The organism is Pseudomonas morbosilactucae (assembly GCF_023241665.1).
Taxonomy (GTDB): Bacteria; Pseudomonadota; Gammaproteobacteria; order Pseudomonadales; family Pseudomonadaceae; genus Aquipseudomonas; species Aquipseudomonas morbosilactucae.
Map to the genome: position 1 here is coordinate 1 of NZ_JALQCX010000012.1, position 17,885 is coordinate 17,885.

A 17,885-nucleotide genomic window follows, 5' to 3' on the forward strand; every position below is an offset into this window, starting at 1 on the left:
AAAAACCTTCTGGTGCTCAAGGCCCAGGACACGATCCAGGGCAGCCGGATCGAGTGGGACGCCGGCTGGACCGACATTGCCCAGGCCTTCTTGACGATCAAGCGCGGCACCACCGGCAGCGGCCAAGTCACCTACAGCGCTTCGCGCACCGACGCCACCGGCCACGCCGATATCGCGTGGGCAATCATGCACGCACTGCATAACGAACCTTTGAACACCAACAAGCGGCGCCGTAGCCGCTACGTCACGAGTGGAAACAATGCCCAAGCCTCGACACAAAAAACGCCCGGTAGTCCAGCAGGCGCGACAGCAACAGCCCATGCGGGCGTTTACGTTCGGCGAGCCCGAGCAGGTGTTGTCGGGCAACATCGGCGAGTACCTGGGGGTGTTCCTCAGCGACGACGGCGAGATCTACAAGCCGCCGGTGTCGCGTGCGGGCCTGGCGAAGCTACTGCGCGCCAACGCGCACCACGGCGCCATTCCAAAGTTCAAGCGCAACTTGCTGTTGCGTGAACTCATCCCTTCGGCCGGCTGCAGCGCGCAGACGATGGGCTGCGCGGGCCTGGACTACATGGTGTTTGGCGAAGCCTTCTTCTACCGCGACACCAACGCCTTTGGCCAAGTCCTGGAGCTGCAGCACCTGGCGGCAATCAATATGCGAGTAAAGGTCGATGGCGGCTTCCGGATGCTGTTGCCCGAAAACAAATTCATGGACTTTGACCAGGACGAGATCGAGCACGTCCTGGACTACGACGTGGAACAGAACATCTATGGCGTGCCCGACTACCTGGGCGGCATGCAAGCACTGCTACTCAATGAAGCCGCGACCCTGTTCCGCCGGCGCTACTACAGCAACGGCGCCCACGCCGGTTACATCTTCTACACCAACGACCCGGACCTGACCGAAGAGGACGAGGACAACCTGCGTGCGCAGATAAGTTCCAGCAAGGGTGTAGGCAACTTTCGGTCGATGTTCGTCAACATCCCCAATGGCAAGGAGAACGCCATTCAGATCATCCCCGTGGGGGACTTCCAGGCGAAAGACGAGCTGGAGAAGGTCAAGAACATCACGCGCAACGACGTGATTGCCGCGTGGCGAATGAACCCGGCACTGGCCGGGATCATCCCGGAAAACAGCGGTGGCTTTGGCGATATCGAAAAGATCGATCGGGTGTACACCAGCAACGAGATCAGGCCGATCTGTCAGCTGTTCAACCAGGTCAATGACACGTTGAGAGAGGATCGCCGGATTGCCTGGAGAGAGATATCAGCGGCAGAGCCGCTCAGTGGGTGAAAATCCGCGAAAGAGTAAATATCTGCATCATGGGATAGCATGATGGCAATTTGGTGCGCCCTGGGGAGGGATACATGCGTGTAACTTGTAAATGTGGTCATAAGGGCAGGATCGCGTCCCGTGAGGCGCTATCGACAGACTTCGCAAAGCTCTATTGCCAATGCCTCGACGCCATGTGCGGGCACACCTGGGTTGCCAATCTAACGTTTTCACACACGCTAAGTCCGTCGGCTCAGACCTTCGACAGGATGCTGTTTGATCGTCTGAGAGACATGCCCAGAGCTCAACAGCGAGAGCTGTTCGAAAAGCTTGGGGCTCAGGCCGTCGCATGATGCAAGCCGCCGACTGGGTTAAGCCGGCGGCATCCGAATCAGTCGTCCTCGAATTGTTCCGGATGAGCCCCTAATGCTTCAGTCAGCTTGCGCAGATGATCTTGGTCCCGCTTGCTCAACCGACGATAAAACTCAATCAGGTGCCGTTCGAGATGCGACAGCTCACCCCACGCAGATGCAGATATTTCAACGGTACCGACATCGGCGTTCATGCGATCCAACATGCTTACTACTCCATACAGTGCATTGCTGAATCGACTGTATTGGGGCAGAGGGTGCCAACCGGGAATAGATACGCTGAACTACTTCGCTCTCTCTTCAGCCGCTGCCGCATCAGACAGTGCTTTCAGGTAGCGGCGAATAGCCCGCTGATCCTCCTCGGGAAGACTTCTGTACTGCTTGATCACTACATCCTCAACTTGGCTCAACGAGTCGGCGCCAAGCGTAGTTCGGACCCCAGTCAGTATGTAGGGAACATCAAAACCGAATTCGGCCGCGCATCTGCTCAGGTAGGACGCGGTAGCGTCACTTGCTCCCGACTCCCAGTTCGCCTGTGTCCGTTTGGCAATCCCGAGAGATTCAGCGACCTGAATTTGCGTCAGTCCACATCGTTTTCGCTCCTCTTGCAGCCGAGAGCCTATTTCTTCAGAAAGATGCACTTTTTTTCATCCTTAGTATTTACAAGTGCACCTAGGTGCATCATTGTGCATCTCACACCACATGAAATTGCACGGATCTGCACTATGCCCAACTCAAGCATCACCGAGCAAGCTCGCCAGGACGCGCGTGAAGCGCTGGAAAAGCGAGGACAGTCAGCCAAGGATTTTGCTGTTCAACATCAACTGAACCCCAGCACCGTATATGCAGTGCTGAGTGGCCAAAGCCAGTGTCGTCGCGGAGAGGCACATCGCGCCGCCGTGTTGCTCGGTATCAAAGACGGCGTGATCGCACAGTAATGGCCAGCTCACTGAGGGAACAGCAGAAGATGAAAATTCCAGTTCTAAAAACACGTCGCGAAGTGGTTAGCGCGATCATCTGCAGCTATCCAGGTGGTCGCGAATGTGCAGCTGCACGGATCGGCCTGCCGTTGAAGAAGTTCGACAACCACGCCTATGAAAACAACAACTGCCGGCCACTGACCGACGTACAGATCCACCAACTGGAGCTTGAAACAGGCACCCAGCACTTCGCCAACTACGTGGCCAAGATGTACGGCGGCATGTTTGTCCCCGTGGCAGAGCCGGATCATTTGGATAACGTCGAGATGTATACGCGCTCTATGCAGGCTTCGGCGAAGCAGGGCACGGTCGACCAGATCATTGCCCAGGCGCTTGAAGACGGTTTGATCACTGCAGACGAGTCGGAACTGATCCTCAACGCCCATACCCTGCACATGGCAGCACGCACCGCCGAAGTCTACGCGGCCATCGATCTTTACCGCGCAAAGTCGGAGAAAGCCCAATGACCTGCATGAACGACGCGAAGGAGTACCAGGAAGTGTTGAAAACTGTCGCCTTGTCGTTCTTAGAGCGCCATCAGTGCGAACACCTTGGCGATGATCAACAGTTGTTCAGTCGCACAGTGCAGCACCTTGTGGCGACCTACGACGTGCAGCTTCAAAACGCCGAGCGCATTGTTCACCTGGCCGGCAGCGAAATGATCGCCGTTCGCGACCGGCAGCGCCTGGATGTGGCTACCAGCACATCAACATACTCAGTCATCGTCGATCCGCTAACCGGTGCTGCATGGGTCGTTCCTGTCAGCTTGATAGTTGAACGCATCCTCAACGGTCCAGACGTTGATCGTTATCGCTTAGCCAACTCGTAACACCACCAAACCCCACACTTATCCCTTGCCCCATACCCCGTGGGTTTGGGTGAGCTGCGCCCGAAATTGAGGTTTCAAGATGGGAAACGCCGTAATTCTGACCGCCCAACTGCCACCTGCGGAAGCCGAAGCACTACTGGCTTCCATGCGTGAACAGTACCGCTTGAGCCTCAATGAACACTGGTACGCCGACCAATTCCGCCGTGTTGCGGACGGTATGCGCCACGGCGCGATTCTCGCTCATGTCCCCGCAATGGCTGCGCAAAAACGCCTTATGGCAGCTCTGTCCCACAGCCTCAAAGCAGTGAAGTAACCCATGAAAGAAGAACTCCGCCACGACGTGCTGCAGCGTCTGCAGTCCGACTTCGGGCTCAAGCACCGTACGGGCACCGACTACATGCGCGGCGGCACCTGCCCCAAGTGTAAAAAGAAAGAGCTGTATTCCAGGTTTGACACGCCATGGATGGTGATCTGTGGTCGTCCTGAAAAGTGCGGCCACACCCTGCACGTTAAAGAGCTGTATGACGACCTGTTCGAAGACTGGAGCAAGCGTGCACCCGCGACAGACCAGCATCCAAACGCTACTGCGCGTGCCTACCTGGAGTTCGCTCGGGGTTTTCGGTTTGAGCTGATCCAGGGTTGGTTCACACAGGAAAGTTACTACTCAGCCGAACACAACGCCGGCAGCGCCACTGTGCGTTTTGCCTTGGAGAAAGGAGGGTGGTGGGAGCGGCTGATCGATCAGCCACACCGTTTCGGCAAGATGAAGGCCCGCTTCAAATCCAAGGACAGCTATCGCGGCGTTTGGTGGTGCCCGCCATGCGTCGATCTGCTTGAGGCCAAGGAGATCTGGATAGTCGAAGGGATCTTCGACGCCATCGCCCTGGTGCACAACGACATCGCGGCCGTATCGGCAATGTCTTCTAACGCGTTTCCTGGTGATTCGCTCAAGTCGTTGGTTCAGATCCGTGAGGGAGGGAAGCTGCCCAAGTTGGTTTGGGCCCTTGATAACGAACCCAGCGCCAACGCATACACCAGACGCTGGGTGCGTGAGGCCCGTGCCCTGGGCTTCGTTTGCGAGTCAGCACAGATCCCGCAACGCGACGGCCGCAAGGCTGACTGGAACGATCTCCATCAACGCTGGAGCTTTATCAAGGACGACACCAAGCGTGCCGACCAGATCGCCACCGACCTCAAGCAAGCCCGCCACCAGGGCGCTCTGCTGCTGGCAGAGAGCGCGGCGGAAAAGGCATTGCTCATGTACGACTGGAACAAGCGTGGTGAGTTTCACCTGGGCTTTGGGAGCCGCTTGTACTGGTTCAAGTTGGATATGGAGAAATTCAACCGGGCCATGTCCGACATCGAGGACAGCGAGAATCACGACGATCAGTTACTGAACCAGGCGCAGCAGCGTGAAAAGGCGCTACAGCAGTCCGGCAGTGTCGTAGAGATTGCCAACTGCTACCCGCAGGCCTTGTATTTCCAGCGCAACGAGGTGACGGATGAGTCCTGGTACTACCTGCGCGTTGACTTCCCCCACGACTCCGAAAGCGTGAAAAACACCTTCACCAGCGGCCAGTTGTCGGCCGCTAGTGAATTCAAAAAACGGCTGCTTGGAATGGCGGCAGGCGCAATGTTTACCGGCAGTGGCCAGCAGCTCGACAAGCTGATGAAGGATCAGCTATTCGGCATCAAAACCGTATCGACGATCGACTATGTGGGTTACAGCAAGGAATACGCTTGCTATGTCTACGGCGATATCGCGATCAAAGACGGCACCACTTACAAGGTCAACAGCGAAGACTATTTCGAGTTTGGCAAGCTGCGTCTGAAAACACTGCAGAAGGGCGTCCCCATCAAACTGCAGCGCGAAGCCAAGGGCTTTGACGAGAAGTGGGTGCAGTTGCTGTGGACCTGCTTTGGCGCCCAGGGCTTCGTCGCGCTGGTGTTCTTCTTCGGCTCGCTGTTCTGCGAACAGATCCGCGCCCGCTATCAGTCTTTCCCTTTCCTGGAGGCCACCGGAGAAGCCGGCGCCGGCAAAACGACCCTGCTTAACCTCCTATGGAAACTACTCGGCGAGAAGGTTATGAAGGGTTCGACCCTATGAAATCTACTAAGGCCGGGCGTTCTCGCCTGATGGGCCAGGTATCCGGCATGCCTGTTGTGTTCCTGGAAGCCGATCGCCATAGCGATGACCGGGCGCACGCTAGAACCTTCGAATGGGACGAGCTGAAAGACTTCTACGGCGGCGGCACCTTGGCCACGAAAGGCGTCAAGACGGCCGGTAACGAGACTTACGAGCCTCCATTCAGGGGAACGATCGCTATCAGCCAAAACGCGGCTGTGGTCGCGCATGAAGCGATCATGACGCGCATCGTAAAGCTGCACTTTGTACGCCCGACCGTCACACCGGAAAGTCGTGCAGCCGCAGATCAGCTCAACGCACTGGACGGTGGCACCTTGAGCCACTTCCTGTTGCGGGCGGTGGGCAAAGAGTCCGCGGTGCTTGAGTTGTTCGCCCAGCGCATGCCCGAACATGAAGCAAAGCTTCGTCGTCTGCATTCCCATTGCTTCGCCTGCAGCACCGCCTATATCAGCGAGCATGGTAACTGCAGCAGTTGCGGCTATGACTTGCGCGGGTACATCCGTGTCGAGCGGATCAGCAAGAACCACGCGCAATTGCTCTCACTGTTGGATGCGCTGCGCTTGGTCCTGAAATTAAGTGATCCCCAGGTCGCCGCCACTCAGCGACAGATCGTGCGGATGGCCATCGAGCGACAGGCTTCGATCAGCTCTGACCATGCGGCCGTAGCCGAGTTTTGGGAGGTTTACGACTACCTCGAATCCCTGAGCGAAGACCCGGTGGTGGACCACAGCAGCGATCCCACCATGATCGCTATCAATCTCAATGAGTTCTGTGAGCGCGCCGCCGAACACAAACAGAAGTTGGCCGACGTGGCCATGTTGCGTGATCTGCTCAAAGAGTCGCGTTCCCACAAATTCCTCGATAGCAACAAGGCCGTGCATAGCGCCGTCCGCGTTGCGTTCAACAACCGGAATCCCTGTTCACAACCCCGGCCAACGACAGTGAAGTGCTGGGTATTCAAGGCGTAAAGGAGAGCAAGACCGATGCAGATCCAGGTGTTTATGGGCAATGCCGGCGACGGCAAAACAAGCAAGCTGCAGTCCGTTCAGGACCGTTTGGACTTCGCGGGTGAAAGTGCACCAATTATTCAGGCCGGCGCTTATGGGGAGGAGGGGCTGCTAGAGATTTTGGAAGTTCGGGCAGCAGGTGGCCAGCGCGAGATCCTGGTGGACGACTGCAGCAGGAAGCAAATTTTGAAGGTGTTGGAGTGGCAATCATGTGTCGAACATGAACCCACTTATGACGGCCTGGTGATCCACCTGGCCCGTAAGGACTGACCTTGTAAGAAGCAGTGCCGAGGAGTTGCAGCTCCTCGACACCTAACCACTACTGAGGGCAATACCATGCAAGCACAGAACCTAAGCAGCAGCGGAGCGAAGGCTACCACACCGGCACGGCACCTAGTGGCCACCGCGATCATTGGCGCGGCCGTCATTGGTTACCTGGTGCATAAAACCCCTGAATCACGAACGCGTCTTGAAAGCCTCAGCCAGATGGCCAGCACCCTGGGCGAGCTGAGCGAAACAGACGCCGAAGTAATCGCCCAGTTGCTCGCTACCCCCGCAACACGGGGTGGGCCGCGCAATGTCTAACAGTCCTGCAGCAAGGCCTGTACGGCGCTTTCCATGGAACATTGACCACACCAGTTTGTGTGACCAATGCGGCAAGTGGCGAGCCCAGGGCAACCATCTGAAATGCAGCCAGCGGCGCCAACTGCTGAATGCCCATCTACGCAACAAGAAGCCCACGCCATAAGCCGCGTCCACCAGAAGATGCGCATCTAGATACTTGGCCCGGAAACGGGCCTTTTTGTTTCCGATCGTCAGACTGTCGATACAAGTGCACAGCGTTAGGGGTTTACATGAGTGGGGTCGAAGCTCGCGGCAATTCCGTGAGAATCTATTTTCAGTACAACGGAGAAAAGTGCCGGGAATCAATCCCAGGAGGCAACACACCGGCAATCGTTGCCCAGGCAAGGCGCTTGGTCGACATCATTGATTACGAGATCCAGACCGGCACGTTTGATTACGCACGACACTTCCCCAACTCGGCCAAGCTGGTCGAAAACACCTTTGGCCATTACCTGGACCTTTGGTTAAAGATCAAAGCCAACAGCGTGGCTGCATCGACCTATCGGGGTTACGCAAATAAGGCGGAGGTGCATGTGAGACCGCGCTGGGGGAGGGCGCAGATCAACAAGATTGATCACTTGGATCTGCAGGAGTGGATCCAGGGGCCTCTGTCTAAGACTCTCAAAAACAAGACCATCCGCGACATCATCAGCAATGTGCGGCAGGTGTTCAGGTTGTACCGCACTAGGATGAAAGTCGCGCACGACCCTACCGAGGGCCTAATGGTCCGTCTGCCTGATCCCGAGGCACCCGATCCATTCACCAGGGCGGAGATCAAACAGATCCTCGAAACACCGACCAGCCGCACGCAAGAGCTGCTGATGGTTCAGTTCATGATGTGGGCCGGGCCCCGGGTATCCGAGACCATCGCCCTGGCTTGGGAGGATGTCGACCTGGAGCAGGGCACTGTGACCTTCCGTAGGTCCAAGGTGCGCGGTGCATACCGGGTGACGAAGACCCGTCGATCAACACGCAAGGTTCGCCTACTTGCACCCGCCTGGAATGCACTGCAGAAGATCGATGCACTGAATCGGAAAAGGAAGGCTGAAACGGTCGACATCGTGGAACGGGACAACAAGACGGTGCGGCAACACAAACTGCACTTTGTCTTCTTGAACACCAAAAACGGCCAGCCTCACGTCAACGACTTTGTGGTGCGTGACAGGTTCTTCAAGGCTCACCTGCTCGCGGCCGGTGTTCGCTATCGCGGGCCTGGCCAATGCCGGCACACTTACGCTAGCCAGTTGCTGACCACCGGTGTAGCGTCGATCGACTGGATAGCCGAGCAGATGGGGCATACCAATGGCAACATGATCCGCCAGCACTACGGGACTTGGATCAATGAAGATGGGCCGGACGTGGTGGGGATGCTGAAATTGGCGTTAAAGTTATAAAAAGTTAATCAGCGAAGAAACAACTCGCGAGGTGTTGGCCGTAGCACCCCACAGAGCACTATTTCAGGGCGTAAAAAAGGCCCCCGCAGCATGCGGGAGCCTTTTGTCACTGAAAGCAACAATCGTATTACGGATATGCTATATGGCATCTATTGAATAACTTTTGGAAAGCTAAGCCTTCTTCGATCATTCAAAATTAGACTATAGCTGCAGCTTTTTAGCCCTCAGGTTACGATTTTAACCTGGCATTTAAATTTAACTAAAAAGCCGAATTAATAAATTTTATGACATGACCGCTAAAAAAACCTAAAAGCGAGCATGTTCAAATTCTTTAGCGCATCTAACTAGCCCCGCTGCAAGTCATGAACAAAATGCAGCAGGAGCACGTTTGGTAACGCTAGCCGACTAACCTATAAAAAAGTCTGCCGCGTTATGTCGCCTTACTCATCGTCAAGAAGGGAGGCCGTAATCCCCAAGTAAGCGGCCAAGCGAAGACGAACATCAGAAAGAATCGCCGGGTCGGTGATCTTACCGACAAGCGTTGCACCCCGCTCCACGAGATCCACCGAGTTAGTCTGTGTCAATACAATCGTTCCATCAATGCCAGCATCGTTTTGCGCGATATCGAGCACAGGGAACAGTCGCATAATTTTTCCAGAGCCATGCGTAATAGGCATGATCATCACTGTGCGACTAACAGCATTTACAGCTTGGGCTGAAATCACCATCCACGGACGATAATTTGCCGTTTCTGAGCCCATTACCGGGTTGAGGTTAACCTTCACCAAATCACCAGGTTCCAGTTGCTCACGTACTGCGTGTGTAATTTTTTGTGTCGTACTCATCTTTTATAATCTCCGCGCCTACTCTTGGGCCAGGCAATTGATCTTCGAAAATGTCCTCGAAATCCTCTAACAACCAGGCAAGGTCAAATTCGCGCCTTCCCGTACGTCGAGGTTTTAAAGGTTTTATTGTTAAAATGCCGTTATCGGCAGTCATTTCTATTTCAGTCCCTACATTGAGTTGCACCTCCTTAAGGATAATTGAGGGAATAACAACGCCTGCGCTGTTTCCTACTCGCCTGATCGTTGTGATCATTTTAATAAGCCTCTCTAAAAATTTAAGCTGGGCTGACAAATGTTCCCGCGAGAACATTTTCGCTCAGCGATTCGCGTATGACTTACGCGATAACACACGGTAAATACACACGTGTGGATTGGGGTCAGCCTGCAAAACAGGAATATCGTTAGCCACAAACTCCCCAGAGCTACGACACTTACTCCCACCTTCGAGCAAAGCTCATTGGTGCACTTCCTGTGCTTACTATGGTCAACTTCCTGTAAATAAGGTGTGCTGCATGACCAACCACTAACATTCAGGGCTCATCCAAGCCCTTCAGGCATTCACCTGTCGCACCGTCCTGGCACGTACTGCGCTCCTAGTTTTACCATTTATAAAAATCTACAAACTCGCTCCAGTCATCCTGACCTTCAAGCAATCGGCCTGACATGCTTTCCTTGAACGTGGTAACACTGTATCACTTCGTTGTCACAATGTAAAACATTTCGTGGCCACAACGTAATACACGGATCCACTACTCCCTCCATCACGGGGCGCACACAGAGCTGATCCGGAAACGTGGAGCACCCCGTTTAGTCCCAGATCTGTCCCATATCGTCTTTTTTCAGACGCCAGAAACCACAAACCCCCGACTTTCTCTAGGAAAATCAGGGGTTTGCGTTTTTCAAATATGGCGGTGAAGGAGGGATTCGAACCCTCGATACAGTTTCCTGTATACACACTTTCCAGGCGTGCTCCTTAAGCCTCTCGGACACCTCACCGTATCTCGTCAAACCTATTCAGTCTGTCGAGGCGCGCTAATGTAGTCGAAGTTCCTTTTGATGGCAAAGGTTTTTTTCAGAATTTTCATGCGCTTAAGGGATTTATTGATTTGGCGCCCGGCAGGTGAGGGGGCGGGGCAGGGCAAACCCGCCAATCTTCGGCCTTGAAACCGTCTATATAGAGAAGGCAATCACGGTGCGCCGTGGCTGGGCGTGCGGGTCGGGCGGTAAAAGCCTGACTCACCAGTCAGTCACCGCGCTTTACCTGATCTACGGCGCTGGGTAACGTCTGCTCCACTTCAATACAAGGAATTGCGTCATGAGTGAGTTGATTTCCTACCGCCTCGAAGACGGTATCGCGACCCTGACCTTGAGCAATGGCAAGGTCAATGCCATTTCCCCCGACGTGATTGCCGCTTTCAATGCCGCGCTGGATCAGGCCACGGCCGATCGTGCGGTGGTGATCATCACCGGCCAGCCGGGCATTCTGTCGGGGGGTTATGACTTGAAGGTGATGACCGCCGGGCCGAAAGAGGCCGTGAGCCTGGTAACGTCGGGTTCGACCCTGGCCCGCCGCCTGTTGTCCCACCCGTTCCCGGTGATCGTTGCCTGCCCCGGTCACGCCGTGGCCAAGGGGGCGTTCCTGCTGTTGTCCGCCGACTATCGGATTGGCGTCGAGGGCCCGTTCAGCATCGGCCTGAACGAAGTGCAGATCGGCATGACCATGCATCACGCCGGCATCGAGCTGGCCCGTGATCGCCTGCGTCGCTCGGCCTTCCATCGTTCGGTGATCAATGCCGAGATGTTCGACCCGGTGAGTGCCGTAGACGCGGGCTTCCTCGACAAGGTGGTCAGCGCCGAACAATTGCAGGACACCGCCCTGGCTGCCGCGCGACAGTTGAAGAAAATCAACATGACCGCCCACAAGAACACCAAGCTGAAGGTTCGCAAGGCGCTGCTGGAAGCCCTGGACAACGCGATCATCCAGGACCAGGAATATCTGGGGTGAGCCTTGGCGTTTGCACTTGCCCGGGCTCTTCACGAAACCTTCACATTTGATTGAGTAGTGTGAAGGCATCCGTTAAAGCAAAACTCCCTGCCCGTTCCCCAGCGGGCTTTTTTTTGCCTGGGTTAAAACTCTTGCGCAATTTGTGGTCCAATTCTCCCGAAGTGGCTGGGGCCGGTTGTGCCCGAGACTCGCTTCATTCCCTTTTTGTGACGTCGCTGTTGGCGCTGTCTGGTTTTCTTTTTTGAGGTTCATCTCATGCGTTTAACCCTGCCTGCCCTGATTGTTGGGCTTTTGGTCGCTCAAGGTGCGATGGCTGCTGGTGACGGTACGGCGGCTATCGGTGGCGGCTTGGGTGGCGCCCTGGGCAATGTGGTCGGTCAACAGATCGGCGGCAGCACTGGCGCGGCGATTGGTGCCGGCGTGGGCGGTGCAGCGGGCAGTGCGGTGGGTGCGCGCAAGGGCAGCCGGACTCAGGCGGCCATCGGCGGTGGCTTGGGGTCGGCCGGTGGTTCGGTGATTGGCAACAAGCTGGGCGGCAGCACCGGATCGACCATTGGTGCCGGCTTGGGTGGCGCTGCCGGCGGTGCCTTGGGCAGCAACATGGGCAACGACAGCAACAAGCATTCCGGCAAGGGCCACAAGCGTAAACACAAACATCGTTGAGACTGCATGCTCGACCAACAAGCCCGGCTGATCGCCGGGTTTTTTGTGGGTGAACGTTTTATGTATTTGCCCTCTCGAACCTTGTGTAGCCCTTCGCGATGGATGAGGCCGTGATGAAACCTGAGCCCCCCGATAAGAAAGAACCCGCCCCGACTGAGCCGCTGGTGATCAACGACCCGGGCAATGAAGACCCCGGCTCGCTCATGGACGATGCGCAAGTGCCCCTCAGGGAGCCCGAGGAGGACACCCCCGAGAGTGTGAAGCCTGGCCACTGAGATTGCCGCTGATCCGTATGCGCCGTTATGCTGCCCAGCCCCTTGATTGAACGATCAGGCGAGGGCGGTGGCTGCGCCGCTCCCGGACGTTTTCTTGTTAACGGATCAGATGCCATGAATGCACAGTTGAAGGATTTACCCCCGATCAAGGCGGTGATTTTCGATATGGACGGCTTGCTCCTAGACACCGAGGGCATTTATACCGAAGTCACTCGGTTGATCGCAGAGCGTTATGGCCGAACCTACGATTGGAGCATCAAGCAGCACATCATCGGTCGTGGCGCCGCGGACTTGGCGCGTTATGTGGTCGAGGCCCTGGACCTGCCGATCAGCCCGGAAGAGTTCCTGGTGATTCGCGAGCCGTTGATGCGTGAACGCTTTCCCCGGGCCCAGGCCATGCCGGGGGCGCAGGAGTTGGTGCGGCACCTCAAGGCCCATCAGGTGCCGATTGCCGTAGGCACCAGTTCATCGCGACTGTCCTTTGGTCAGAAAATCACTCAGCACGGGGACTGGTTTGCCCTGTTCGACACCATCGTCACCGCGGATGACCCGGAGGTGGGGGCGGCCAAGCCGGCGCCGGATATCTTCCTCACCGCGGCGCGGCGCCTGGGCGTGGCCCCTGAGCATTGCCTGGTGTTCGAGGATTCGCCCTTCGGCGTGACCGCGGCCAAGGCGGCGGGGATGACCGCGATTGCCATTCCGGACCCGGCCATGGCCGACAGCAAGTTTTCCCATGCCGACGGGATTCTGCGGTCGCTGAAAGGGTTCCACCCGGCGGCCTGCGGTTTGCCGCAGCTTGAGTGGTCCTGAACGGCGGCGATGATTGCCCCGCGTCTGGCGGATACAACAACGCCGAGCGTCCTTTGACAGGGGCTCGGCGTTTTTTTGGCTGCGGTTCAGGCGCCGAAACCACCGTCGATGGTCAGGCTGGCACCGGTGATGTACGCCGCCTCCGGCCCCGCCAGATAGGCGACAAACCCGGCGATTTCTTCGACCTTGCCATAGCGACCCACCGCCATGAGCCCCATCAGGCTTTCCGCGAATTCGCTGTCGGCGGGGTTCATGTCGGTGTCCACCGGGCCGGGCTGCACGTTGTTGATGGTGATGCCCCGTGGGCCGAGGTCGCGGGCCAGGCCTTTGGTCAGGCCCACCAGGGCGGCCTTGCTCATCGCATAGGGCCCACCACCGGCAAAGGGCATGCGGTCGGCATTGGTGCTGCCGATGTTGATGATGCGCCCGCCGTTGCCCATGTGCTTGGCGGCTTCCTGGGTGGCGATAAACACGCTGCGCACGTTGATGGCCAGGGTCTGATCGAAGTCTTCCAGTTTGAAGTCTTCCAGTGGCGCCACCGCTAGCACGCCGGCGTTGTTCACCAGGATGTCCAGGCCACCGAAGGCGTCCACGGTGGCCTGGACGGCGTTGCGGATGGCCTCGGCATCGGCGCTGTCGGCCTTGATCGCCAGGGCCTGGCCGCCGTTGGCAATGATGCTGTTCTGCAGGGCTTCGGCCTTGGCGGCAGAGCTGACGTAGGTGAAGGCGACGCGGGCGCCCTCGGCGGCCAGGCGTTGCACGATGGCGGCGCCGATGCCGCGGGAACCACCTTGAATCAGAGCGACTTTGCCGTTGAGGTGTTGAGTGGTCATGGTGATCTCCAAGTGTCCAAGGCGAGAGTGCCTTGTGGTTGGAGGAGAGTATCGACCGTTAATTACCCGGTGATTAGTGGGTAATCGAGATAGTCTGTGTAAACCAAAAGTTTAGAGTTGGGTGTCATGGACGCTTTCAGCAACATCGATTGTTTTGTACGCAGCGCCGAAGTCGGCAGCTTTGCCGAGGCGGCGCGACGCCTGAGCCTGACCCCGGCCGCCGTCGGCAAAAGCGTGGCCAAGCTGGAGGCGCGCCTGGGCGTTCGCTTGTTTCAGCGCAGCACCCGGCGCCTGACGTTGACCGAAGCGGGCCAGCTGTTCCTGGATGAGGTCAGTGACAGTCTGCACACCATCCAGAATGCCGTGGCCAACCTGGCCAGTGCCCAGGGGCTGCCGGCGGGCACCTTGAAGGTCAGCATGGGGACGGTATTCGGGCGCCTGTTCGTGGTGCCGTTGTTGGCCGACTTTCTTCGCCGTTACCCGGCCATCAGCCCGGATTGGCATTTCGATAACCGCCAAGTGGACCTGATCGGCCAGGGCTTCGATGCGGCCATTGGCGGTGGTTTTGAATTGCCCCAGGGCGTGGTTGCTCGCAAGTTGACCCCGGCCCATCGGGTGTTGGTCGCGTCCCCGGCGTACCTGGCGCAGGGCGCGGTGATTGCCGGGCCCGAGGACTTGCGCAATCACGACGGCATCTTGATTCGTTCGCCGCAGACCGGGCGGGTACGTTCCTGGCAATTGACCAGCCGGACCCAGCAACAAAGCCCCCTTGAACTCAAGGCACGGATGACCATGAGCGACTCGGATGCCGCCTGTGCCAGCGCCGTCCAAGGCCTGGGAGTGGCCCTGGTCAGCCTGCCGTTTGCACTGGCTTACCTGCGGGCCGGCACCCTGCAGCGGGTATTGCCCGACTGGTACGTGGATGACGGCCACATTTCGATCTACTACGGGGAGCACAAGTTGTTGCCGGGCAAGACTCGAGCCTTTGTCGAGTTCGTGATCGAGCAGTTTGCCGAACAAGGATGGGCCCGGGCCTTCAGCGCCTTATAAGGTGATCCGGGCGATCGAGCGCGCCGTGGGCTAGCGGCCAAAGCGCCCCGGCCAGCCGACAATGGTCTTCGGCCGTGGCGTCGCGTAGGTGCGCACCTTGGAGGTGGACAGCCCCAGGCGTACCAGGGATTCGGCAATGGTCACGGCAGCCGTCACCCCATCCACCACCGGCACCCCGGTGCGCTGGCGGATCTGCTCGTCGAGCCCGGCCATGCCGCCGCAGCCCAGGCAGATCACTTCGGCCTTGTCCTGGCTGACCGCCAGTTCGGCCTGGCGCACGATGGATTCCACCGCGCGCTGCGGGTCTTCCTCCAGCTCCAGTACCGCCAGGCCACTGGCCCGGACCGAGGCGCAACGATCGTAGAGGCCGGAAAGTTTCAGCCGGTCTTCGATCAGTGGCACGGTGCGGTCCAGGGTGGTCACCACCGAGTAGGCGTGGCCGAGGAACATCGCGGTGCTGGCGGCCGCGTCGGTGATGTCCACCACCGGCACGTTGAGCAACTCCTGCAGGCCTTCGCGGCCATGTTCGCCGTAGCCGGCCTGAATCACCGCGTCGTAGGGCTGGTCGTAGGCCAGCACCCGGTCCATCACGGCGATGGCGGCCAGGTAGCTCTCGAAATTGCCTTCCACGGACTCGGCACCGAAGTACGGGGTGAGCCCGACGATTTCGGTGCCCGGTGCGGCCACGCTTTGTGCCTGGCGGGCAATGGCCTGGGTGATGGAGTCGGTGGTGTTGACGTTGACCACGAGAATTCGCATGGGTGTTCCTTACAGGTTTGGCAATACAAAGGCCCGGCGGACCGGGCCGTTCACAATCAGTGGCTGACGTTGTCCACGGCGATGGACTCGCCGCTGACCTCTGCGTAATGGGGTTGGCGCTGGGCGATGATCAGGTACAGCAAGCCTGCAATACCGGCGCCAATCAGCCAGGAGAAGGGCGACACGCTGGCAAAGCCCGGCACCAGGGCCAGCACGATGGCGATCAGCGCCGAGGGCACAAAGGCGGCCACGGCCCGCAGGTTGACGCCGCGGCTGTAGAAGTAGGCGCCCTTGGGGTCTTCGCTGTACAGCTCGGGCACATTGACCCGGCCTTTGCGGATGATCCAGTAGTCCACCATGATCACCCCGTACAGCGGCCCCAGCAGGGCGCCGAGCCCGGACAGAAAATACACGATCACCAGCGGGCTGTTGTAGAGGTTCCACGGCAGGATCAGTACTGCGATCGCCGCGCTGATCAGCCCCGCCCGGCGGAAGGTCAGGTACTTGGGCGCCAGGTTGCTGAGAACAAACGCCGGGGCGACGAAGTTGGCCATGATGTTCACCGCAACGGTGACGATCAGGAAGGCCAGGCAGCCCAGCACCAGGAAGAAGGTGTTGGGGATCGACGCGATGATTTCCGTGGGGCTCTCGATGATCCGGCCATTGATCTGGAACTGCGCGCCGCACAGCAGCACGGTGATGGTGGCGAACACCAGGATGTTCACCGGCAGGCCCCAGAAGTTGCCGACCTTGATGGTTTTGCTGCACGGCGAGGAGCGGGCGAAATCGCAGAAGTTGAGGATCAGGGTGCCGTAGATTGCCAGCCACAGCGCACCGCCGGCGAAGATCTGCCGCCACATTTCACCGCCGCTCAGGGGCTCGCGAATCGACCAGGCAATGGTCGCGTCGGCTTGGACGTACATCCAGGCGGCGAGGGCGGCCACCGTGACCAGGATCACCGGGCCGGCAAAGGCTTCGTAGCGGCGGATCATTTCCATGCCGTAGGCGAGGATCACCAACTGCACCAGCCAGATGGTCACGAAGCAGGCCCAGCCCAGGCTCGACAGGCCGAGGATGGCGTTCTGGTCATAGTCGGCGAAGCCGGGGTGGATTGCCGTGAGCAGCACGCGAAACACCACCGAGGCCAGGTAGGTCTGGATGCCGAACCAGGCGATGGCGATCACCGCGCGAATCAGCGCCGGAATCTGTGCGCCGTGGATGCCGAAGCTGATGCGGCTGATGACCGGGAAGGGCACGCCGGTTTTCTGACCCATAAAGCCGGAGAGGTTCATGAGGAAGTACACCAGGGCCGCGCCTATGCCCAGGGACAGGAGAATCTGCCAGCCGCCCAGGCCAAGGGCGTACAAGCCGATGGCAAAGGAGTAGTTGGCGATGTTGTGCACGTCGTTGGTCCACAGGGCAAAGATGCTGTAGCCGCCCCAGCGCCGCCCCTCGACCTTTGTCGGGGCCAGGTCTCGGTTGTGCAGGCGCGGGCTGAGGGCGACGCTGCCCGGGTGGGTATCGGCCACGGGTTGTTGAACGTTGTGTGAATGCAGCGCAGTGGGCAGATCCAGTGGGATGTCATTAGAAGGGCGGGTGTGCATTCCGGCATGCTCCTGATTCCGGCCCTGGATGACTGTGCTTGAGCGTGCGGCTCGACAATCTTCGTCGCAGGTGGGAATCACTGGGTTCGGGGCATCTGCAGCCTGAGTCGCAGGACTTGGCGTGCGGATATTAAGTGTATGTATGTTGTCGATGTTTTTGTATACAAAACACGAGTTCACTCAAGCCACTTCTATGCCAGTTTTGCAGCTATTAATCGGGCCGCTGATTTCGTTTTGTTATTGGTTTGGCGTAACTGTTTGAATTGGCGCTATTAAAAATTGACCATTCGAACAGGTATTTATTTTTCATTGAGAAAGGTGAGGAGCGGAGCGGGCGAGCGGCTGTAACCTTTTGGGGCGTAACAGGCGTCAAGTGCACACAAAAATGGCACCGATGGTGACATTTATGTGTACAGG

General features: G+C 58.0%; 22 protein-coding genes, 1 tRNA gene and 1 pseudogene. 16 read left to right on the forward strand and 8 right to left on the reverse strand.

Going from position 1 to position 17,885, the window contains the following annotated elements; genetic code table 11:
• From M1B35_RS09280 to M1B35_RS09290, 3 genes are all read left to right on the forward strand, one after another.
• A partial coding sequence (locus M1B35_RS09280) for a phage terminase large subunit family protein (protein ID WP_482827996.1) occupies window positions 1-513 on the forward strand: 513 nt, incomplete at its 5' end.
• A complete protein-coding gene (locus tag M1B35_RS09285) occupies window positions 452-1,294 on the forward strand; it encodes a phage portal protein (protein ID WP_268261770.1) in 843 nt (280 codons plus the stop codon). The genes M1B35_RS09280 and M1B35_RS09285, both read left to right, overlap by 62 nt.
• A 74-nt stretch (window positions 1,295-1,368) precedes the next feature.
• Window positions 1,369-1,626 carry an Ogr/Delta-like zinc finger protein gene (locus tag M1B35_RS09290; RefSeq protein WP_268261745.1) on the forward strand — a complete coding sequence of 86 codons (258 nt, stop codon included), beginning with the start codon at window positions 1,369-1,371 and terminating at the stop codon, window positions 1,624-1,626.
• 38 nt (window positions 1,627-1,664) lie between these two features.
• On the opposite strand, the gene M1B35_RS09295 is transcribed toward M1B35_RS09290, so the two are convergent.
• Together M1B35_RS09295 and M1B35_RS09300 are read right to left on the reverse strand one after the other, a co-directional pair.
• Window positions 1,665-1,850 carry a hypothetical protein gene (locus M1B35_RS09295; RefSeq protein ID WP_268261746.1) on the reverse strand — a complete coding sequence of 62 codons (186 nt, stop codon included), beginning with the start codon at window positions 1,848-1,850 and terminating at the stop codon, window positions 1,665-1,667.
• A gap of 78 nt (window positions 1,851-1,928) precedes the next feature.
• Window positions 1,929-2,285 (reverse strand): helix-turn-helix domain-containing protein, encoded by a 357-nt coding sequence (locus M1B35_RS09300; RefSeq protein ID WP_268261747.1) that lies wholly within the window; start codon window positions 2,283-2,285, stop codon window positions 1,929-1,931.
• A gap of 84 nt (window positions 2,286-2,369) precedes the next feature.
• Here M1B35_RS09300 and M1B35_RS09305 point away from each other — a divergent pair, with 84 nt between their 5' ends.
• From M1B35_RS09305 to M1B35_RS09340, 8 genes and pseudogenes are all read left to right on the forward strand, one after another.
• A complete protein-coding gene (locus M1B35_RS09305) occupies window positions 2,370-2,582 on the forward strand; it encodes a helix-turn-helix domain-containing protein (protein WP_268261748.1) in 213 nt (70 codons plus the stop codon).
• Window positions 2,583-2,611: 29 nt separating this feature from the next.
• Window positions 2,612-3,091 carry a YmfL family putative regulatory protein gene (locus M1B35_RS09310; protein ID WP_279653747.1) on the forward strand — a complete coding sequence of 160 codons (480 nt, stop codon included), beginning with the start codon at window positions 2,612-2,614 and terminating at the stop codon, window positions 3,089-3,091.
• The gene (locus M1B35_RS09315) at window positions 3,088-3,453 is read left to right on the forward strand and encodes a hypothetical protein (RefSeq protein ID WP_425273401.1); all 366 of its coding nucleotides are present in this window, start codon (window positions 3,088-3,090) and stop codon (window positions 3,451-3,453) included. Before M1B35_RS09310 ends, M1B35_RS09315 begins: the two co-directional genes overlap by 4 nt.
• 79 nt (window positions 3,454-3,532) lie before the next feature.
• Window positions 3,533-3,766, forward strand: a complete 234-nt coding sequence (locus tag M1B35_RS09320) for a hypothetical protein (RefSeq protein ID WP_268261750.1) — start codon at window positions 3,533-3,535, stop codon at window positions 3,764-3,766.
• A 3-nt stretch (window positions 3,767-3,769) separates the two neighbouring features.
• A pseudogene (locus M1B35_RS09325) lies at window positions 3,770-6,567 on the forward strand (toprim domain-containing protein).
• A gap of 15 nt (window positions 6,568-6,582) precedes the next feature.
• Window positions 6,583-6,876 carry a hypothetical protein gene (locus tag M1B35_RS09330; RefSeq protein WP_268261751.1) on the forward strand — a complete coding sequence of 98 codons (294 nt, stop codon included), beginning with the start codon at window positions 6,583-6,585 and terminating at the stop codon, window positions 6,874-6,876.
• A 66-nt stretch (window positions 6,877-6,942) separates the two neighbouring features.
• A complete protein-coding gene (locus M1B35_RS09335) occupies window positions 6,943-7,191 on the forward strand; it encodes a hypothetical protein (protein ID WP_268261752.1) in 249 nt (82 codons plus the stop codon).
• Between the two features lie 269 nt (window positions 7,192-7,460).
• A complete protein-coding gene (locus M1B35_RS09340) occupies window positions 7,461-8,624 on the forward strand; it encodes an Arm DNA-binding domain-containing protein (RefSeq protein WP_268261753.1) in 1,164 nt (387 codons plus the stop codon).
• A 440-nt stretch (window positions 8,625-9,064) separates the two neighbouring features.
• Here M1B35_RS09340 and M1B35_RS09345 read toward each other — a convergent pair whose 3' ends face one another.
• The 3 genes from M1B35_RS09345 to M1B35_RS09355 form a co-directional block, all read right to left on the reverse strand.
• Window positions 9,065-9,469 carry a type II toxin-antitoxin system PemK/MazF family toxin gene (locus M1B35_RS09345; protein WP_268261754.1) on the reverse strand — a complete coding sequence of 135 codons (405 nt, stop codon included), beginning with the start codon at window positions 9,467-9,469 and terminating at the stop codon, window positions 9,065-9,067.
• Complete coding sequence (locus M1B35_RS09350; RefSeq protein ID WP_268261755.1) at window positions 9,432-9,722, reverse strand: AbrB/MazE/SpoVT family DNA-binding domain-containing protein; 291 nt, start codon at window positions 9,720-9,722, stop codon at window positions 9,432-9,434. The genes M1B35_RS09345 and M1B35_RS09350 overlap by 38 nt, the downstream gene beginning before the upstream one ends.
• Before the next feature lie 653 nt (window positions 9,723-10,375).
• A tRNA-Ser gene (locus tag M1B35_RS09355) sits at window positions 10,376-10,465 on the reverse strand.
• A gap of 319 nt (window positions 10,466-10,784) precedes the next feature.
• Here M1B35_RS09355 and M1B35_RS09360 point away from each other — a divergent pair.
• From M1B35_RS09360 to M1B35_RS09375, 4 genes are all read left to right on the forward strand, one after another.
• Complete coding sequence (locus M1B35_RS09360) at window positions 10,785-11,474, forward strand: crotonase/enoyl-CoA hydratase family protein (protein ID WP_123330486.1); 690 nt, start codon at window positions 10,785-10,787, stop codon at window positions 11,472-11,474.
• A 255-nt stretch (window positions 11,475-11,729) separates the two neighbouring features.
• Window positions 11,730-12,137 (forward strand): glycine zipper domain-containing protein, encoded by a 408-nt coding sequence (locus M1B35_RS09365; RefSeq protein WP_268261756.1) that lies wholly within the window; start codon window positions 11,730-11,732, stop codon window positions 12,135-12,137.
• Window positions 12,138-12,250: 113 nt separating this feature from the next.
• A complete protein-coding gene (locus M1B35_RS09370; protein WP_185039167.1) occupies window positions 12,251-12,412 on the forward strand; it encodes a hypothetical protein in 162 nt (53 codons plus the stop codon).
• A 114-nt stretch (window positions 12,413-12,526) separates the two neighbouring features.
• Entirely contained in the window at window positions 12,527-13,222 is a 696-nt protein-coding gene (locus tag M1B35_RS09375; protein WP_268261757.1) for an HAD-IA family hydrolase, read from the forward strand.
• Between the two features lie 86 nt (window positions 13,223-13,308).
• Here the strand turns inward: M1B35_RS09375 and M1B35_RS09380 are convergent, their stop codons facing one another.
• Window positions 13,309-14,055, reverse strand: coding sequence for a 3-oxoacyl-ACP reductase family protein (locus M1B35_RS09380; RefSeq protein ID WP_268261758.1), 747 nt, complete (start codon window positions 14,053-14,055; stop codon window positions 13,309-13,311).
• Between the two features lie 126 nt (window positions 14,056-14,181).
• Here M1B35_RS09380 and M1B35_RS09385 point away from each other — a divergent pair, with 126 nt between their 5' ends.
• Complete coding sequence (locus tag M1B35_RS09385; protein WP_268261759.1) at window positions 14,182-15,105, forward strand: LysR family transcriptional regulator; 924 nt, start codon at window positions 14,182-14,184, stop codon at window positions 15,103-15,105.
• A 30-nt stretch (window positions 15,106-15,135) separates the two neighbouring features.
• On the opposite strand, the gene M1B35_RS09390 is transcribed toward M1B35_RS09385, so the two are convergent.
• Both M1B35_RS09390 and M1B35_RS09395 read right to left on the reverse strand, forming a co-directional pair.
• Window positions 15,136-15,864 (reverse strand): aspartate/glutamate racemase family protein, encoded by a 729-nt coding sequence (locus M1B35_RS09390; RefSeq protein ID WP_268261760.1) that lies wholly within the window; start codon window positions 15,862-15,864, stop codon window positions 15,136-15,138.
• A 56-nt stretch (window positions 15,865-15,920) separates the two neighbouring features.
• Complete coding sequence (locus tag M1B35_RS09395; protein ID WP_123330497.1) at window positions 15,921-17,468, reverse strand: NCS1 family nucleobase:cation symporter-1; 1,548 nt, start codon at window positions 17,466-17,468, stop codon at window positions 15,921-15,923.
• Between the last annotated feature and the right edge of the window lie 417 nt (window positions 17,469-17,885).

Coding starts and splice junctions, on each gene's coding strand:
- M1B35_RS09290 (WP_268261745.1), top strand. CDS start 1,369: ATGCGTGTAACTTGTAAATGTGGTCATAAGGGCAGGATCGCGTCCCGT.
- M1B35_RS09295 (WP_268261746.1), bottom strand. CDS start 1,850: ATGTTGGATCGCATGAACGCCGATGTCGGTACCGTTGAAATATCTGCA.
- M1B35_RS09305 (WP_268261748.1), top strand. CDS start 2,370: ATGCCCAACTCAAGCATCACCGAGCAAGCTCGCCAGGACGCGCGTGAA.
- M1B35_RS09310 (WP_279653747.1), top strand. CDS start 2,612: ATGAAAATTCCAGTTCTAAAAACACGTCGCGAAGTGGTTAGCGCGATC.
- M1B35_RS09315 (WP_425273401.1), top strand. CDS start 3,088: ATGACCTGCATGAACGACGCGAAGGAGTACCAGGAAGTGTTGAAAACT.
- M1B35_RS09320 (WP_268261750.1), top strand. CDS start 3,533: ATGGGAAACGCCGTAATTCTGACCGCCCAACTGCCACCTGCGGAAGCC.
- M1B35_RS09330 (WP_268261751.1), top strand. CDS start 6,583: ATGCAGATCCAGGTGTTTATGGGCAATGCCGGCGACGGCAAAACAAGC.
- M1B35_RS09335 (WP_268261752.1), top strand. CDS start 6,943: ATGCAAGCACAGAACCTAAGCAGCAGCGGAGCGAAGGCTACCACACCG.
- M1B35_RS09340 (WP_268261753.1), top strand. CDS start 7,461: ATGAGTGGGGTCGAAGCTCGCGGCAATTCCGTGAGAATCTATTTTCAG.
- M1B35_RS09345 (WP_268261754.1), bottom strand. CDS start 9,469: ATGAGTACGACACAAAAAATTACACACGCAGTACGTGAGCAACTGGAA.
- M1B35_RS09350 (WP_268261755.1), bottom strand. CDS start 9,722: ATGATCACAACGATCAGGCGAGTAGGAAACAGCGCAGGCGTTGTTATT.
- M1B35_RS09360 (WP_123330486.1), top strand. CDS start 10,785: ATGAGTGAGTTGATTTCCTACCGCCTCGAAGACGGTATCGCGACCCTG.
- M1B35_RS09365 (WP_268261756.1), top strand. CDS start 11,730: ATGCGTTTAACCCTGCCTGCCCTGATTGTTGGGCTTTTGGTCGCTCAA.
- M1B35_RS09370 (WP_185039167.1), top strand. CDS start 12,251: ATGAAACCTGAGCCCCCCGATAAGAAAGAACCCGCCCCGACTGAGCCG.
- M1B35_RS09375 (WP_268261757.1), top strand. CDS start 12,527: ATGAATGCACAGTTGAAGGATTTACCCCCGATCAAGGCGGTGATTTTC.
- M1B35_RS09380 (WP_268261758.1), bottom strand. CDS start 14,055: ATGACCACTCAACACCTCAACGGCAAAGTCGCTCTGATTCAAGGTGGT.
- M1B35_RS09385 (WP_268261759.1), top strand. CDS start 14,182: ATGGACGCTTTCAGCAACATCGATTGTTTTGTACGCAGCGCCGAAGTC.
- M1B35_RS09390 (WP_268261760.1), bottom strand. CDS start 15,864: ATGCGAATTCTCGTGGTCAACGTCAACACCACCGACTCCATCACCCAG.
- M1B35_RS09395 (WP_123330497.1), bottom strand. CDS start 17,468: ATGCACACCCGCCCTTCTAATGACATCCCACTGGATCTGCCCACTGCG.